Origin of the sequence: Rhodobacter calidifons, from assembly GCF_011174775.1 — a bacterium.
Classification (GTDB): Bacteria; Pseudomonadota; Alphaproteobacteria; order Rhodobacterales; family Rhodobacteraceae; genus Tabrizicola; species Tabrizicola calidifons.
The window spans coordinates 1-15,971 of sequence record NZ_JAANHS010000009.1 but is presented as its reverse complement, the minus strand read 5'-3'; the positions used below and the strand labels follow the sequence as shown (position 1 = coordinate 15,971).

Annotated in this window: 16 protein-coding genes; 6 read left to right on the top strand and 10 right to left on the bottom strand. The window is 69.4% G+C overall.

The genetic code is table 11. The annotated features are described in order from the left end of the window. Positions 1-18: 18 nt before the first annotated feature. From G8O29_RS12450 to metF, 4 genes are all read right to left on the bottom strand, one after another. Positions 19-1,122: a thiolase family protein gene (locus tag G8O29_RS12450; protein WP_166403570.1), complete on the bottom strand. Its 1,104-nt coding sequence runs from the start codon at positions 1,120-1,122 to the stop codon at positions 19-21. Continuing rightward, positions 1,110-2,369, bottom strand: a complete 1,260-nt coding sequence (locus G8O29_RS12445; RefSeq protein WP_166403569.1) for an AMP-binding protein — start codon at positions 2,367-2,369, stop codon at positions 1,110-1,112. Before G8O29_RS12445 ends, G8O29_RS12450 begins: the two co-directional genes overlap by 13 nt. Then, complete coding sequence (gene aroQ, locus G8O29_RS12440; RefSeq protein ID WP_166403568.1) at positions 2,366-2,806, bottom strand: type II 3-dehydroquinate dehydratase; 441 nt, start codon at positions 2,804-2,806, stop codon at positions 2,366-2,368. The genes G8O29_RS12445 and aroQ overlap by 4 nt, the downstream gene beginning before the upstream one ends. A gap of 165 nt (positions 2,807-2,971) precedes the next feature. Continuing rightward, complete coding sequence (gene metF / locus G8O29_RS12435; RefSeq protein WP_166403567.1) at positions 2,972-3,838, bottom strand: methylenetetrahydrofolate reductase [NAD(P)H]; 867 nt, start codon at positions 3,836-3,838, stop codon at positions 2,972-2,974. Positions 3,839-3,924: 86 nt separating this feature from the next. Between metF and G8O29_RS12430 the strand changes: the two genes are divergently transcribed. After that, positions 3,925-4,830 (top strand): LysR family transcriptional regulator, encoded by a 906-nt coding sequence (locus G8O29_RS12430; protein ID WP_166403566.1) that lies wholly within the window; start codon positions 3,925-3,927, stop codon positions 4,828-4,830. Positions 4,831-4,848: 18 nt separating this feature from the next. Here G8O29_RS12430 and G8O29_RS12425 read toward each other — a convergent pair whose 3' ends face one another. Beyond that, positions 4,849-5,448: a LysE family translocator gene (locus G8O29_RS12425; protein ID WP_166403565.1), complete on the bottom strand. Its 600-nt coding sequence runs from the start codon at positions 5,446-5,448 to the stop codon at positions 4,849-4,851. 73 nt (positions 5,449-5,521) lie between these two features. Here G8O29_RS12425 and G8O29_RS12420 point away from each other — a divergent pair, with 73 nt between their 5' ends. Further along, positions 5,522-5,974, top strand: a complete 453-nt coding sequence (locus tag G8O29_RS12420) for an Lrp/AsnC family transcriptional regulator (protein ID WP_166403564.1) — start codon at positions 5,522-5,524, stop codon at positions 5,972-5,974. Between the two features lie 46 nt (positions 5,975-6,020). Next, a complete protein-coding gene (locus tag G8O29_RS12415; RefSeq protein ID WP_166403563.1) occupies positions 6,021-6,473 on the top strand; it encodes an acyl-CoA thioesterase in 453 nt (150 codons plus the stop codon). Here the strand turns inward: G8O29_RS12415 and G8O29_RS12410 are convergent. Further along, positions 6,470-8,230, bottom strand: coding sequence for a monovalent cation:proton antiporter-2 (CPA2) family protein (locus tag G8O29_RS12410; RefSeq protein WP_166403562.1), 1,761 nt, complete (start codon positions 8,228-8,230; stop codon positions 6,470-6,472). The genes G8O29_RS12415 and G8O29_RS12410 overlap by 4 nt on opposite strands. A gap of 160 nt (positions 8,231-8,390) precedes the next feature. Between G8O29_RS12410 and G8O29_RS12405 the strand changes: the two genes are divergently transcribed. Then, positions 8,391-8,855, top strand: coding sequence for a hypothetical protein (locus G8O29_RS12405; RefSeq protein WP_166403561.1), 465 nt, complete (start codon positions 8,391-8,393; stop codon positions 8,853-8,855). Between the two features lie 7 nt (positions 8,856-8,862). Here the strand turns inward: G8O29_RS12405 and G8O29_RS12400 are convergent, their stop codons facing one another. Continuing rightward, positions 8,863-9,264, bottom strand: coding sequence for a VOC family protein (locus G8O29_RS12400; protein ID WP_166403560.1), 402 nt, complete (start codon positions 9,262-9,264; stop codon positions 8,863-8,865). Positions 9,265-9,487: 223 nt separating this feature from the next. Here G8O29_RS12400 and G8O29_RS12395 point away from each other — a divergent pair, with 223 nt between their 5' ends. Beyond that, the gene (locus G8O29_RS12395) at positions 9,488-10,777 is read left to right on the top strand and encodes an O-acetylhomoserine aminocarboxypropyltransferase/cysteine synthase family protein (RefSeq protein ID WP_166403559.1); all 1,290 of its coding nucleotides are present in this window, start codon (positions 9,488-9,490) and stop codon (positions 10,775-10,777) included. Positions 10,778-10,802: 25 nt separating this feature from the next. Here the strand turns inward: G8O29_RS12395 and G8O29_RS12390 are convergent, their stop codons facing one another. From G8O29_RS12390 to G8O29_RS12380, 3 genes are all read right to left on the bottom strand, one after another. Then, complete coding sequence (locus tag G8O29_RS12390) at positions 10,803-11,624, bottom strand: hypothetical protein (protein WP_166403558.1); 822 nt, start codon at positions 11,622-11,624, stop codon at positions 10,803-10,805. Further along, a complete protein-coding gene (locus G8O29_RS12385; protein ID WP_166403557.1) occupies positions 11,624-12,778 on the bottom strand; it encodes a hypothetical protein in 1,155 nt (384 codons plus the stop codon). Before G8O29_RS12385 ends, G8O29_RS12390 begins: the two co-directional genes overlap by 1 nt. Positions 12,779-12,908: 130 nt before the next feature. Further along, positions 12,909-13,604, bottom strand: a complete 696-nt coding sequence (locus G8O29_RS12380) for an SIMPL domain-containing protein (protein ID WP_166403556.1) — start codon at positions 13,602-13,604, stop codon at positions 12,909-12,911. Positions 13,605-13,764: 160 nt separating this feature from the next. On the opposite strand from G8O29_RS12380, the gene G8O29_RS12375 reads away from it, so the two are divergent. Beyond that, the coding region (locus G8O29_RS12375) for a hypothetical protein (protein ID WP_166403555.1) at positions 13,765-15,971 on the top strand (2,207 nt) is incomplete at its 3' end.

The window sequence follows — 15,971 nt, the reverse complement described above, 5'->3', positions numbered from 1 at the left end:
CGCCCGGGAAGGTGCAGGTCACGGTGCTTCCACCAGAAGCGCCGTGCCGATCCCGCCAGCGGCGGCGATGGCCGCAAGGCCCAGCCCGCCGCTCTGTCCCCCGCTTTGCCCGCCGCGCTTGCCGCCATGCAAGCCGTGGAACAGCCGGACCGCCAGGATCGCCCCCGAGGCGCCGATGGGATGGCCTCGCGCCAGCCCGCCCCCGCCGGGGTTGACCGTCAGCGGGTCCAGCCCCGCCGCCTCGATCACCGCCAGGGCCTGCACGGCATAGGCCTCCATGATCTCGGCCTGGGCCAGGGGCCGGCCGTCCCAGATGCGCCGGATCGCGGCGACCGGGGCCAGGCCCGGCTCTTCCGGCGTGCCGCCGATCGTCGCACCGGCCAGAATGGCCAGCCCCCTGCCCTGCGCGATCCGGTCCGAGACCACCAGGCAGACCGCCGCCGCATCGGCCGCCACCGCCGCCGTGGCCGCGGTGATGCTGCCGCAGACCACCGGCGCGCGCGCCAGCAGCCGGGGACTCAGCTCGCGGGTGAATGAGTCGCGGGTCACGTCGTGCAGGGGCACAATCTCGGCGGACAGGTCGGCCCGCAGAGCCTTCGCATGGCTTGCCGCCGCCCAGGTCTCCTGCCGGTCGCGCTCGATGCCCAGCGTCTGCGCCAGAGCCTCGGCCGCCTCGGCCATGTCGGGGTCGCGGTCGGGCCAGGGGGTGAAGGGGGCCTGGTCGTAAGCCACGGGCGGGCCGCCGTCCGGGTCGGTCGCCAGGCGCAGCGGGCGGCGGGAATAGCTTTCGACGCCGCCGGCCAGCACGACCTCGGCTGCGCCCGAGGCGACCAGCGCCCGGGCCAGCAGCAGCGCATCGAGGCCGCCCGCGCATTGCCGGTCGATGGTCAAGCCCGCCACCCGGTCCGGCAGGCCCGCCGCCAGCGCCGCCCGCCGCGCCGGATTGCCGCCCGCGCCCAGCGCGTTGGACAGGATCACCTCGTCCACCTGCCCGCCCGCGATCCCGGCATCGGCCAGGCAGGCGGCAAGGACCGGAGCCGCCAGGTCCTCCAGCGACAGGCGCGCAAAGGCCCCGCCGCGCGGCACCACGGCCGTGCGCCGGGCGGCGATCAGCCGGGCCACAGGTCCGCCTCCAGCGCGTTGAGGTCGGTCTTGCCCGAAGCCAGCACCGGCCAGTCCTGCCGCCAGATCACCGCCTTCGGCGCCTTCAGCGGCCCAAGCTCGGCCCGCAGCGCCCTCAGGATCGCGGCCTCCTGCCCCGGGTCGCCTTGCAGCACCGCGACCAGGCTCTGGCCGCGCCGGGCGTCCGGGACCGGCAGGACAGCGGCCCTGGCGATGCCGGCAAGGCCCAGGAGGAAGGTCTCGATCTCTTCGGGAAAGACGTTCTGGTCGGCCACCGTGACCATGCGCCCGGCGCGGCCTTTCAGATAAAGATGGCCCGCCCGCATCTCGCCGATCTCGCCCACCGACAGCCAGCCGTCGCGCCAGCGGGTGCCGTGGGGGTTCGCAAGGAGCGCCGGCGCGCTGGCCTCCGGTCTCGCCTCTGCGCGCGCAACCGGCCCGCTCGTGCGCCCGGCAGGGACGTCCGGGCAGGGCTGAAAGGCAGGGCCCAGGCAGAGATAGGGGCTGCGGACCCAGATCTCGCCGCCGGGGTCGAGCCGAAGCTCGACGCCGGGATAGGGGCGGCCGACCGAGCCTGCGGGCGTGGTCGCGTCGGCGAGGGTGACGAAGCTGGTCTCGGCGGCGCCGTAGAACTCGCGGATCGCGGCCTCGGGCGCAAGCGCGGCAAGCACGGCGCGCAGGGCCGGGTCGAGTTTCGCGCCGCCGACGAGGACGAGGCGCAGGTCGGGCAGCTGGCCGGGCCCGAGGATCAGGCGCAGCTGGGCGGGCGTGGCGTAAAGATGGGTGATGCGGCGATCGCGCAAGGCACGGCGCTGGCGGTCGGGGCGCAGCTCCGCCAGAAGATGCACCTCGGCGCCCAGGTGCAGGCCCTCCACCGCGCCATACAGCGACAGGGAATGGATCAGATGGCCCAGCGTGGCGACACGCGCGCCGGGTCCGATGCCAAGGCCCGCGGTGACGGCGAAGCTGGCGATCCAGGACCTCTGCGTGCGCCGGATGCGGCGGGGCCGGCCCATGGAACCGGAGGTGAGCGTTTCCAGCACCGGCTCCTCATGTGGCGCAGGCGGCGGCTGATCCGGCGCGCCGATCCGGAAGGCCGGATGGCCGATGGCGGCGGCAAGCCCCGCCGCACTGTCGGGAAAGACCGCGCGTGCCGCCGTCCCGGCGCCACGTCCCGGCGATGCGACCTCGTTCCCCGCTGCATCGAACAGTCGCGCCGCCGGATGCCAGCCGAAGGTCGCGCTCATCCGTGCAGGAGCGAGGCGATCCGCCGCAAGGCCAGCAGATAGCCCTCGGTGCCGCAGCCCGCGATCACCCCGTCGGCCCGGGCCGAGACATAGGAATGGTGCCGGAAGGCCTCGCGCTTGTGGATGTTCGAGATATGCACCTCGATCACCGGCCCCTCATAGGCATGCAGCGCGTCCAGGATCGCGACCGAAGTGTGCGAATAGGCGCCCGGATTGATGATGATCCCGGCCGAGGTGCCCCGCGCCTCGTGGATCCAGTCCACCAGCTGCCCCTCGTGGTTCGATTGCAGCGCGCGGATCCGCAGGCCCAGGTCCTCGGCCAGTTCCGAAACCTTCGCCGCCACATCCGCCAGCGTCTCGCGCCCGTAGATCTCGGGCTGCCGCAGGCCCAGAAGGTTGAGGTTCGGGCCGTTCAGAAGGGTGACAAGCTTGGGCATGGACATTCCATCGGATCGCTCGGCGCGAGATTAGCCGATATGCCCCGGCGGGCAACGGGCAAACCGGGCGGCAACGGGCAAAAAGATGGCGGCTTTCCGGGCCCTGCTGGGGACAGGTCGGAAAGCCGCCCAGGGAGACGACGGTCGGCCCCGGACGGGCCGAAGTCAGGCCACCTTCTCCAGCACCACCTCGGGCTTGATGCCCAGCGCCCGGACAACCTCGCGCGTCAGATGCGGCCGGTTCAGCGTGTAGAAATGCAGATCCTCGACCCCGCCCCGGATCAGCCGGTCGCAAAGCTGCGTGCACTGGGTCAGCGCCAGAAGCTCCTCGCGCCCGTCCCGGGCGGCGGTGGCGAAGGCCTCGTCCAGCCTGCGCGGCACCGAGGCGCCGCAGCGACGGGCGAACTTCTTCGCCCCCTCCCAGCTCGTGATCGGCAGGATGCCCGGAATGATCGGCGCGGTGATCCCCGCCTTCACGCAGGCATCGCGGAAGCGGAAGAAGGTGTCGGCCTCGAAGAAGAACTGGGTGATCGCGCTGGAGGCGCCCGCGTCGATCTTGCGCTTCAGCCAGGTCACGTCGGCGGCGCTGTCGGCGGCGTCCGGATGCGGCTCGGGATAGGCGCCGACGCGGATGTTGAACTTGCCCGTCCGGGCCAGGTTTTCCACCAGCTCCACCGAATTCGCAAAGCCCAGGGGATGCGGCACGAACCGCTGTGCGCCCTTCGGGGCATCGCCGCGCAGCGCGACGATCTCGGTCACACCCGCCGCCGCATAGGCCTCGGCGATGGCCAGGGTCTCGGTCTGCGTGGCATCGACGCAGGTCAGATGCGCCGCGACCTTCAGCCCGTAGTTGCGGCGGATGGTCGTGACCGCCTCATGCGTCAGCGTCCGCGTCGTCCCGCCCGCGCCATAGGTGACCGAGACGAAGGCGGGCTGCATCGGCGCCAGCGCCTGCACCGTCTCCCACAGCCGGAACGCGGCGTCCAGCGACTGCGGCGGGAAGAATTCAAAGCTGATGCGGGGCGTCGGCATGGTCGTCTCCTTCATTGCACCCCTTGTCGCAGATCGGTGCTTGTGAGACAAATTCATAATTCTCACCATCATGATGAGGTTTGCTCATGTATATCGAGCTGCGCCACCTGCGCACCATCCGTGCCATCCAGCAGGCGGGCGGCCTTGCCCGCGCGGCGGACATGCTGAACATGACGCAATCGGCGCTGTCGCATCAGGTGAAGGGGTTGGAGGATCAGGCCGGGATGGAGCTGTTCGTGCGCCGGTCGAAACCGATGCGGCTCTCGGCGGCGGGGATGCGGATGCTGCGCGCGGCCGAGCGGATCCTGCCCGAGATCGACGCGATGGAAGAGGAATTCCGCGCGCTTCGCGCCGGTCGCACCGGGCGGCTGCACATCGCGATCGAGTGCCATGCCTGTTTCGACTGGCTGTTTCCGGTGCTGGAACTGTTCCGCCACGCCTGGCCCGAGATCGACGTGGACATCCGCGCCGGCCTCGCCTTCGAGGCGCTGCACGCGCTGAACCGCCAGGATGTGGATCTGGTGATCTCGTCCGACCGCGAGCCGCCGCCGGGGATCGTGTTCAATCCCCTGTTCGACTATCACCCGACCTTCGTCGCCTCGGCGCAGAACCCGCTTGCGGCAAGGGACTACATCACCGCCGAGGATTTCCGGGATCAGGTGCTCATCACCTACCCCGTCAGCCGCGACAAGCTGGATGTGTTCACCGAGATCCTGACGCCCGCCAAGGTGGAACCGCGCGCGCAGCGGACGGCGGAGCTGACCGCGGTAATCCTGATGCTGGTGGGGTCCAATCGGGGCGTGGCGGTGCTGCCCGACTGGGTGATGCGCGAGGTCCGGACCAATGCCGATTACATCACCCGCCCGCTTGGCCCGCAGCCCGTGACCAAACGCATGTATGCGGCGACGCGGGCAGAGGATGCCGCCAAGCCCTACATGGCGCATTTCCTCCGCCTGGCGCGGTCCGAGCCGGTCAAGCTGCAACGCGGCTGAGCGCCGGGCGATGCGGCCTCACGGCGCAAGCGTCACCACCGGCCACAGCGACAGCACCAGCAGCCCCGCCATCGTCCAGTTGAACGCCGCCAGCCGGGCCGGAGCCTGCAACCAGCGCCGCAGCCCCTGCCCCGCTGCCGCCCATAGCGTCACCGAGGGCAGGTTGACCAGCGCAAAGGCCCCCGCAACCAGGGCACAGGCCGCGACCGAGGGTTCGCTCACATAGGCCGACACCGCCCCCAGCGCCATCGCCCAGGCCTTGGGGTTCACCCACTGGAACGCCGCCGCCTGAAGGAAGCTCATCGGTTGCGGCTTTGCCCGCCCCTCCCCCGGGGCGCCGGCATGGGCGATCTTCCAGGCCAGCCAAAGCATGTATGCCACCGAGGCGGCCTTCAGCCCCACCAGCGCCGGAGGCCAGGCCGTGAACACCCCCGCCAGCCCCAGCGCGACCAGGAACACCATCAGCGCATGGCCCAGGCTGATCCCCAGCATATGCGGCAGCGTCCGGCGGAAGCCGAAGTTCACCCCGGACGCCAGCAGCATCATGTTGTTCGGCCCCGGCGTGACCGAGGTGACGAAGGCAAAGCCCAGCAGGGCGATCATCAGGTCATAAGTCATGCGCGCAATCCTGCATCGACCTGACTGCCACAGGGTTGCAAAGATGGCATCCTTGGCACTATTCTTGCAACAAATGACCAAACTTGACGACATCGACCACCGGATATTGCGCGAACTTTCTCGCGACGCCCGCCAGCCCAACCTCGCGCTGGCCGAGCGCGTGGGGCTTTCCCCCTCGGCCTGCCTCCGCCGCGTGCAGGCGCTGGAACGGGCCGGCGTCATCCGCTCCTACCGCGCCGTGCTCGACCCCGCGAAACTCGGGATCGGCTTCGTCGCCTATGTCACCGTCGGCCTCGGCACCCATAGCAAGGCCGCGCAAGAGGCCTTCGAACGCGCCGTCGCCCGCGCGCCGGAAGTGCGCGAATGCCACAACATCACCGGCAGCGTCGAATACCTCCTGCGCGTCGAATGCGCCGACCTTCCAGCCTACAAGCACTGGCATACCGAGATCCTCGGCACCCTGCCCCAGGTCCGCGCGATCACCACCTTCGTCGTGATGGGCAGCCCCAAGGACGACCGCGCTTGACCTGGCACCCCGCCTGCCCCCACCTTCGGCCCAAAGGGGGACAGGAATGACCGTCTGCTACACCACCGACCGGATGCTGCATTTCGGCGATTGCGACATCTCGGGCACCGCCTATTACCCGGCCTATCTCAACCTCCTGAACGGCGTGGTCGAGGAATTCTGGGCCCATATCGGCTGGCCCTGGCACGAGATCATCTGGAAGGAACGCTGGGGCACGCCCACCGTCCACCTCTCCTGCGACTTCTCCAAACCCTCGTTCTTCGGCGACAGGCTGACCTTCCGCCTCTCGATCCTGAAGGTCGGCAAGTCCTCGGTCCGGCTCCACCACACCATCCACTGCGGCGACGAACACCGCTGGTCGGTGGAACAGGTCCTCGCCGCCTCCTGGCTCGACACCCACACCTCGATGCCCTGGCCGGCCGAGGTAAAGGCAAAACTCGAAAGCCTGATGACCCCGCCCGACCCCGCCGACCGCCGCGCCGTGGCGGCGCCGGGCTAGGAGGCCGGCCGCGCCGTGTGTTCGGCATTGCCCAGCAGGAGGCTCGTGCCCGAATAGATGTCGCCCGTCATCTGCAAGGCCAGCCGCTCCGCATCGCGCCTGCGCACCCCCTCGGCGATCTCGGCGATCTCGTCGGGATCGACCCCCAGCACCTCCAGCACCTCGGACCCCAGCGCCAGCGCCGAATGGAACACCTCGCGCATCTGGTGATCCACGCCCTCGCGGATCAGCTCCAGCGCATGTTCCCGGTCGAAGGCCCGCGCCAGGATCGCGGCGTTCGGAAACGCGTCGCGTACCAGTTTCGCGATCCGCGTCGTCACCTCGCGCCTGTCGGTGGCAATCACCACCGCCCGCGCTGACCCCGCCCCGGCGGCCTGCAATATGTCCAGCCGCGTGCCGTCGCCGAACCAGACCTTGAAGCCGAAGGTCTCGGCCGCGCGGATCATCTCGGGATCGTCGTCGATGATGGTGATCGGACATTTCCGCGCCAGCAGAGGCTGGCTGGCGATCTGCCCGAACCGCCCGAAGCCGATGATCAGAACGCTTGCCGTCTGCCCGTCCGGCGCCTCCATGCCGTCCAGCGACACCACAGCCGCCGGTTTGAACCGGTCATGCAGCATCACCATCACCGGTGTCAGCGCCATCGACACGATGATGATCGCGTTCAGGATCGCGTTCTCGTCCAGGCTCAACAGCCCTACCGCCAGCGCCGCCGAATACAGCACGAAGGCGAACTCTCCGCCCTGCGCCATCAGCACCATGCGCTCCAGCGCCTCGGGGTGCGGCGCGCCCATCAACCGCGCCACGCCATAGATGACCGCCGATTTCAGCACCATGAAGGCCGCCACGCTGACCGCGACCAACCCCCAGTTGTCCGCGATCACCGACAGGTCCAGCGCCATGCCCACGGCCAGGAAGAACAGGCCCAGCAGGATGCCCCGGAACGGCTCCACATCCGCCTCAAGCTGGTGGCGGAAGGTCGATTCCGACAGCAGCACCCCCGCGAGAAACGCCCCCATCGCCGCCGACAGGCCCCCCAGCTGCAACCACAGGGCCGAGCCCAGCACCACCAGCAAGGCCGCCGCCGTCATCACCTCGCGCGCCCGGGACGCCGCCAGCAGCCGGAACATCGGGTTCAACAGGTAGATCCCCGCCACGACCAGCGCCGCAATGGCCCCCAGCCCGATCCCCACGCCCAGCAGCCGGTCCGCCAGCGTCACCTCCTCGCCCCCCGGGGCCAGAAACGCGACCAGAGCCAGCAGGGGCACGATGGCGAGGTCCTCCAGCAGCAGGACCGACACGATCCGCTGCCCCTTGGGGGCGGCGATGTCGCCCCTCTCCTGCAACATCTGCATCACGATGGCGGTGGAGGTCAGCGTGAACCCCGCCCCCGCGATCAGCGAGCCCGCGTATGGATAGCCCAGCGCAAAGCCCACCAGGCTCAGCACCGCGACGCAGACCAGCACCTGCGCCAGCCCCAGCCCGAAGATATCCCGCCGCATCGCCCAGAGCTTGGACGGCTCCATCTCCAGCCCGATGATGAACAGGAACATCACCACGCCCAGCTCGGCCACATGCAGGATCGCCATCGGGTCCGAAAAGACCCCCAGCCCGAAGGGCCCGATCGCCAGCCCTGCGGCAAGGTATCCCAGCACCGACCCCAGCCCGATCCGCTTGAACACCGGCACGGCAACGACCGCCGCACCCAGCAGCGTCACGACCGAGACCAGATCAACGCCCGCCGATTCCGTTGCCATGCGATGCTCCTCTGCCGGTGGGCCAGCTTTGGCCGCTCAGGCGCCAAGCGCAACCGGAAACGCATCGTAGGGTGCGCTACAGCGCACCGGACGTTTCAGGATTGGCGTCGACCAAATGAGCAGATTAAACAATGTGCGGATGGAAAGGCGGACCGCACCAATGATCCAGGCACTCCTTAATCCTGACGACGACCCTTGGGTATGGGCGGTTGGCCGCTTCATTATGAACATGGGCGTAGTAGAGAGCGCCACCCGTCTCCTGATCGTTGAAATCACGGGATCAGATCAGGATGCAATCTTCTCTGACGATCTTGCTGCCCGCATTGGCTACTTGAGGAAGCGCTATCCGAGAAACGCAGCAGAGCGCCACGCGCAGGCAACGAAGGTCTTTGCAGTTGCGCTCAAGCTCTGCGGCTTCCGAAATATCATCGCTCATTGCCCATTAGTTTTGACTAAGCGAGAAGATGGGACGTTCGACATACATGGGATCATCAGCTTCACTCCCAAGGACCATACGAAAGCTGGCGAGATCATTTCCCTTGATGAGTTGACACGTCGGATAGATGAGTCCGCCAAAATTGCGCAAGAGCTTCTGAAAATGCAGGGCGTCTTTTCAACGACCTAACCACCACTCACCCCTGAAACACCCCCTCCATCCGCGCAAACCCCTTCACCTCGATCGGATTGCCCGACGGATCGCGGAAGAACATCGTCCACTGCTCGCCCGGCTGACCCTGGAACGGCACCTGCGGCGGCAGGACGAACGCCACCCCCGCCGCCGACAGCCGGTCGGCCAGAGCCCGCCACTCCGGCAGATGCAGCACCAGCCCCAGATGCGGCATCGGCACCATGTGGTCCCCCACCTTCCCGGTGTTCGTCGTCCTGAACGGCTCGCCCAGATGCAGGCTGATCTGGTGCCCGAAGAAGTCGAAATCGACCCAGGTCCCCTCCCGGCAGCCCAGCACGCCCCCATAGAAGGCGCGCGCCTCATCAAGGCTGGTGACGTGATAGGCCAGATGGAAGGGGGTCAGCATCGGCATTTGGCTCCGCGACAGGACGGGACAATCCAAGCACGGACCCCCCGCAGCCGCAACGATCCTTCTCCCGAAACCTGCGGGCAAGGATGAAAATTCCGTAAACGCCCGCGCTCAAGCCATTGATTTCCCTATCTTGGCCAAAGGCGCCGCGCGCGGCGCGGTCCCCGTTGCCTCGCGCCCCGTTCCCCCCTACCCTCGCCTCCAGACATGGGAGGACAACATGACCGACAGACCCCTCGGCTTCGAGACGCTTGCCATCCACGCCGGCACCGCCCCCGACCCCGCGACCGGCGCGCGGCAGGTCCCGATCTACCAGACCACCGCCTACGTCTTCCGCGACGCCGACCACGCCGCCAAGCTCTTCAACCTGCAAGAGGTCGGCTACATCTACTCCCGCCTCACGAACCCCACCGTGTCCGCGCTGGCCAACCGGGTTGCGGCGCTGGAGGGCGGGGCGGGGGCCATCGCCTGCTCCTCGGGCCACGCGGCGCAGATCATGGCGCTTTTCCCGCTCATGGCGCCGGGGCGCAACATCGTGGCCTCCACCAAACTCTACGGCGGCACGATCCAGCAGTTCTCGAACACCATCCGCAAGTTCGGCTGGTCGGCGAAGTTCGTCGATTTCGACGACCCCAAAGAGATCGAAAAGGCCATCGACCCCGACACCCGCGCGCTCTTCTGCGAGACGATCTGCAACCCCGGCGGCGCCCTCTCCGACCTCCCCGCCATCGCCCGCGTGGCCGAACAGGCCCATATCCCGCTGATCGTGGACAACACCACGGCCAGCCCCTACCTCTGCCGCCCGATCGAGCACGGCGCGACGCTCGTCGTCCATTCGGCCACCAAATATCTCACCGGCAACGGCACCGTCACCGGCGGGATAGTAGTGGACAGCGGCAAATTCGACTGGTCCAGGGACGACAAGTTCCCCTCCCTCTCCCAGCCCGAGCCCGCCTATCACGGCCTCGTCTTCCACCCCACGCTCGGCAACATGGCCTTCACCTTCCACTCCATCGCCATCGGCCTGCGCGACCTTGGCATGACCATGAACCCGCAAGGCGCGCACTACACCCTGATGGGGATCGAGACGCTCGCCCTGCGGATGGAGCGTCATGTCCAGAACGCGAAGATCGTGGCCGAATGGCTGGAGCAGGATCCCCGGATCGGCAAGGTCACCTGGCCGGGCCTGAAATCCTCGCCCTATCATCACCTGGCGCAGAAGATCACGCCGAAGGGGCCGGGGGCGCTCTTCACCTTCAGCGTCAAGGGTGGCTATGAGGCCTGCGTCAAGCTCATCGACAACGTGAAGCTCTTTTCCCATGTCGCCAACCTCGGCGACACGCGGTCTCTCATCATCCATTCGGCCTCGACCACCCACCGGCAATTGTCCGAGGAAGCCCAGATCAAGGCGGGCGCCGCGCCGGACGTGGTGCGGGTCTCGATCGGGATCGAGGACGTGCGCGACATCATCGCCGATCTGGATCAGGCGCTGGCCAAGGCCACGGCCTGACCGAAGGCCCGGCACGCCCCGCTGGCTAGCCTCCGGTCGCCGGGGTCAGCGGCGGGGCGGTGAACATGCCCTTCGGCAAGGGGGCCAGCCAGGCGATCCTCGCCCGGGCCTGCACCGGGCGGTCCGGCGCCCAGTCCAGCGCGACCTGCACCACGCGGCAAAGCAGCGCCTCGGCCCGCGCCGCGCAGGCCTCGGCCCCCAGATCCAGGGCGACGGCCAGCGCCGCCTCGGCGCTGGCGGTGCCTTCGGCGCCGGGCTCCAGCATCAGCGCGGCCGTGTCGCTGCGCAGCACATGCGCCGCAAGGTCGGGCAGCGCGGCCCTGTCCGGCAGGCGATAGGCCAGTTCCAGCCGGAACCGTGCCGTCCCCGCGACAGGGTCCACGCTGCCTTCGACAACCCGGGCCCTGTTGACCGCGCAATGGGTGGCAAAGGACTGGACCAGAACGGCGCAAAGCCCGTCGGCCACCTTAGGCGCCCGGATGTCGGCCAGGACCTGAAGGTATTCCGGCTGCGGCAGCGTCTCGCCCTCCACCAGAAGCTCGGACAGACGCGCCTGACGCGTCACCGTGACCATCCGGGTTTCGGCAAAACGCTCTTGCGCAAGATAGGCCCGCACGTCCTCTTGCGGCACCAGCCCGCCAGAGGCCGAGATCAGCCAGCCCTGCCGTTGCACCGGCACGGCAGAAGCGGCCGTCCCACTTGCAGGGGCGGGCGGCGCTGTGGCAGGGGCCGGGCCTTCCGTCACGGCGACTTCGGCCCCGGGCAGGCTCTGCCAGTATTGCCAGCCCGCTGCGCCGAAGCCGATCGCCATCAGCAGCACCCCGGTTCCGATCAGAAGCCGCAGCATCAGAAGGACACCCCCTGGCGCAGATAGGTCAGATCGCCGAAGGCAAAGCTGGTCGCGATGGCCCTGACCCGCCCGGCAAAGCTGCTGGCGGCCTCGCCCTGACCGCGGATCTCGAAATAGCTGTCCTGCGTCGCCCGGATGCGCGCGCCCTGGATCGGCGCATAGACGGCCAGCGGCCCGGCCTCGCCCGGTTCGGGACCAACGACCGAGACCATCCCCCTGTCGAACCCGGCGCGGGTCGCCTCGGCCGAGACGCCGAACGTGTCGCGGAACCAGATGTTCCAGGCCCGGATCGCCTCGTCCATGGCGGCAAGCTTGACCTCTGCCTCCTGACGATAGGTCCCGGAGCCCGAGGCCAGCACCTGGAAGAAGCGGTGCCCGGGGTTCAGCGGATAGGCCGGGGCCAGGCCGCAGGCGGCAAGGCCCTCGCCCGAAATGACCTCGACGGGAACCACCGGGTCCAGATTGGCCACGCCGGCCTGTCTGCCGCCCAGCAGCACGACCCTTTCGATCCGGGCGCCCTCGGCAAGGTGGATGTTCCAGATCCGGTGGCCGTGAAGGTTCAGCAACACGAGATAGACCGGGCGAGCGGTTTCGGTGACCGCGACATCGTAGGCTTCATAGGCCAGTTCGGTCCCGGCCGAGGCAAGGCCGGTGCCCGTCTTGCGGTAGCTGTTCACGAAGACCTGCACCGCCTCGGCCAGGACCCTGTCGTCGTAAGTCATCAGCGCAAGCTCCAGCCCGCTGTGCCCTGCGGTCGCATGGCCCACCAGCGCCGCTTCGGACGGGGGGGTCGGCTTGCAGCCGGAGATCGGCCGGATCGTGGTAATTTCGGCCGGGATGTCCTTTGCGATGCGCGTCCTGTGGCCTTTCAGCACCTGCGAGATGAAGACCGGCCGGTTGCCGGCCAGGGCCGCGACCGGCCCCCTCGCCTCAAGCCCGTCCGCGCCGTCGTCCAGCAGGTCGGCGGCCGTCCGCCCCCCCGCCCCGCCGCCTGCGGAACCGAAGGCGGATTGCAGGCTCTGGCCTTCCAGAAGGGCAAGGGCGGATTCGGGCAGATAGTCCCGGAAGGCGCGCGGGCCGAACGCGACCAGAAGGAACATGACCAAGGCGATCGAGCCGACGATCAAAAGGCTGATCGGTCCGCGGATCATCGGGGCTGCTCCTGCTCTGTCCTCTTGGCGGGGTTCTGCCCGGCGACTTTGGCCAAAAGATGACGCGGCGCAAAAGGAAAGCGCCGGAATCGCTGCGAATTCCGCCGCTTGTCCGGCTTTGCGCGCAGTGTCAGTCGGCGATGGCGAAGGTCAGCGTCACCGTGGCGACAAGGCCCAGCTCGCCCCCGACCACCGGGACCGGCGCGGCCGAGACCGCCTCGCGGTACATCGGCGCCGGGTCGGTCATCGCGCCGCCATCGGCGATGGACAGGACCGCGCCCAGGCTGACGCCCGCCGCCCCGGCCAGCAGTTCCGCCTTGGCGCGGGCATCGGCCACGGCCTCCTTGCGGGCTTCGGCATAGGCGGGTTCGGGGTCGGCCAGGCCGAAGGTCAGCCCGTTCAGCGTGTTGGCCCCGTCCGCCACCGCCGCATCCAGCACCGCTCCGGTCGTGTCCAGCTTGCGCACCCGCACGGTCAGCATGTTGGACGCCACATAGCCCGAAATCCGGGGCGCGCTGCTGTCATAGCCGGTCCAGTTCGGGTTGATCGACAGGTTCGAGGTCTGCATGTCCCGCGCCTCGATCCCCGAGGCGGTCAGGCGCGCGATCACCGCGTCGGTCGCGGCGGTGTTGGCGGCCAGCGCCGCAGCCGCCGTGTCGCCCTGGGTGGTGACGCCGATCATCAGCGTCGCCATGTCGGGCGCGGCCTCGACCGTGCCGGTGCCGGTGACGCTGATCGTGCGCGTCGGGCGGTCGTCGGCCAGGACGGGGTCGGCCAGCGGCAGGACAAGGGCCGCGGACAGGAACAGGGCATTCAGGGCACGCATCGGGGTCTCCTTCGTTTTGCGCGACAATTCGGGACTGTGACGCGCGGCGCAACCGCTTCCTTGGCCGTTTTCCTTCCCTTCGGCGAAAAGCTGCTTTACTAAGGCTGCAACCGGCTGGGGCACGTTCCAGCACCTCCAAGATCCGTGCTAGACCCGCGACATGAAACCGACATTTGCACTTGACCTGACGCGCGAGACCATCGGTCTTCTGCACCGGACGCCCAAGGGCTGGCTCTCGATCGGCGAGGTCGCCTTCGACGCCCCCGACCTGGCCGAGGCCCTGGATTACCTGCGCAAGACCGCGCTTGGCCTGTCGCCGCTGGGGGTGGCCACCAAGCTGATCCTGCCGAACAGCCAGATCCTCTACACCGAAATCCACGCCCCGGGCCCCAGCCGCGACGAGAAGCGCCGCCAGATCGCCGCCGCGCTGGAAGGCCGGACGCCCTATGCGGTCGAGGACCTTGTCTTCGACTGGTCGGGCAAGGGCGCCAAGGTCAAGGTGGCGGTGGTGGCCCGGGAAACCCTGGAGGAGGCCGAGGCCTTCGCCGTCGAGCACCGGCTGAACCCGGTCTCCTTCGTCGCCATCCCCGAAGAGGGCACCTTCGTCGGCGAGCCCTGGTTCGGCCCGACCGCCGCCGCCGCCAGCATCCTGGCCGAGGACGAGACGGTCGAACGCGACCGCGAGCCGGTCTCGATCCTGCATCGGGAACTGCCCAGGGCCGAGCCCGAAGCCGCTGCGCCAGCCCCTGCGGCCGAGGCCAGCCCCGCCCGCGAACCGACGCCTGACCCCGAGGCCCCGGTCGAGGATGACGAGCCGCTTCCCGGCCTGGAAGAGGCCCTGAACGCCGACCTGCCCGAGCCCGGTCTGCCGGACGCACCGCCGGCCGACCCTTCGCTGCCTGGCGACCTATCGCTGGGTGACGCCAAGGCGGACGCGCCGCCGGCAGATCTGGCAGAGGCGCTCGACCCGGAGGCAGAGGATGAGGCCGCACCGGCTGCCCCCCCGATCGCGGCCGACGCTGCCGCCCCTGCCCCCAGCCTGGCCGAGGCCCCGGGCCGGAAGCCCGCGCCCGAGGCCGAGCCCGAGGAAGCCCCCTTCGCGCATGTCACCGACACCTCGGCCTTCCCCGAGGACGAAGCCGAGCCGCCGCCGCTCCGCAAGGATCCCGCCGGATCCGGGCGCGACACGGCGCGGCCGACGCTGGCCGCCGCCGACCGGACGGACGACGAGATTCCGCCCGCGCCCTCTTCGGCGGCCCTGCTGGCTTTCGCCAGCCGGCGCGCCGCTGGCGGCGATGCGCTGGCCCGCCCGGTCAACGGCGTGACCCGCCCCACGGCGCCTGCCACCGGCGCGGCCAAGCCTGCGGTCGCCCGTCCGGCAACGGCGAAGGGCTTTTCCGGACTCGTGACCGCCCCCTCGATCCCCGGCACCCGCGCCAAGGTCAAGGTCAAGGGCGGCGACGTTCCGCGCCCCTCGCTCGGCCCGACCACGGTGAAATCGCCCGCGCGCCCCGGCGGCACCTTCGGCAGCGCGCAGCCGGCGAAACGGCGCAGCGGCACCGTGTTCATGGTCATGGTGGGGCTGCTGCTCCTGTTCCTGGCGCTGGTGGCCGCCTGGGCCTCGTATTTCATGGGCTCGCGCGAGGCGGCTCTGCAATCCGCCACCGCCATCGAGACCATCCCCGATGCCAGCGACGAGATGCTGGCCGACTTGCAGGATCCCGAGGGGCTGACCGACCCGCTGCCAGAAGCCGGGGACATGGCGCGGTCCGCCGACCTCGACGCGCTGGCGACCGAGACCGTGCCGGCCGGCTCCGACGCCGCGGCCGATCTGGCCGCCGATGTCGAAACGGCGGCTGCCGGTGATGCTGCCGGTGATGCTGCCGGTGATCCGGTCGATCTGGCCACCCTGTCGGCCGATGTCGCCGAACCTGCCCCCGAACCCGCCCCCGAGACCCGCGCCGCTGCGGCACCCGCACCCGAACCCGCTCCGGCGACCGCCGTGACCACCGAGGTCGCCACGGCCGCCGCCCCGGTCGAGGATCAGGACGAGATCTTCCTGTCGGCCATGGACGCACCGCCCCCGGCGCTGGACGCGCTGGCCCTGCCGCCCCTGGCCGAGCTGCGCGACAGCCTGCCCGACCCGATCATGCCACCGCCGGCGCCGGGCACGGTCTATCAGTTCGATGCCGCCGGCCTGCTGAAGCCGACGCCAGAGGGGATTCTCAGCCCGGACGGGGTGTTCCTGATCGCGGGCAAGCCGCCGCTAGTGCCGCCGTCGCGCAGCGAGGTCGCAACGGCCGCCGCCCGGGCGGCCGCTGCCGTTTCGGCGCCCCCGGCGGAAGCCGGCGCCCCGGCCTCTGACGC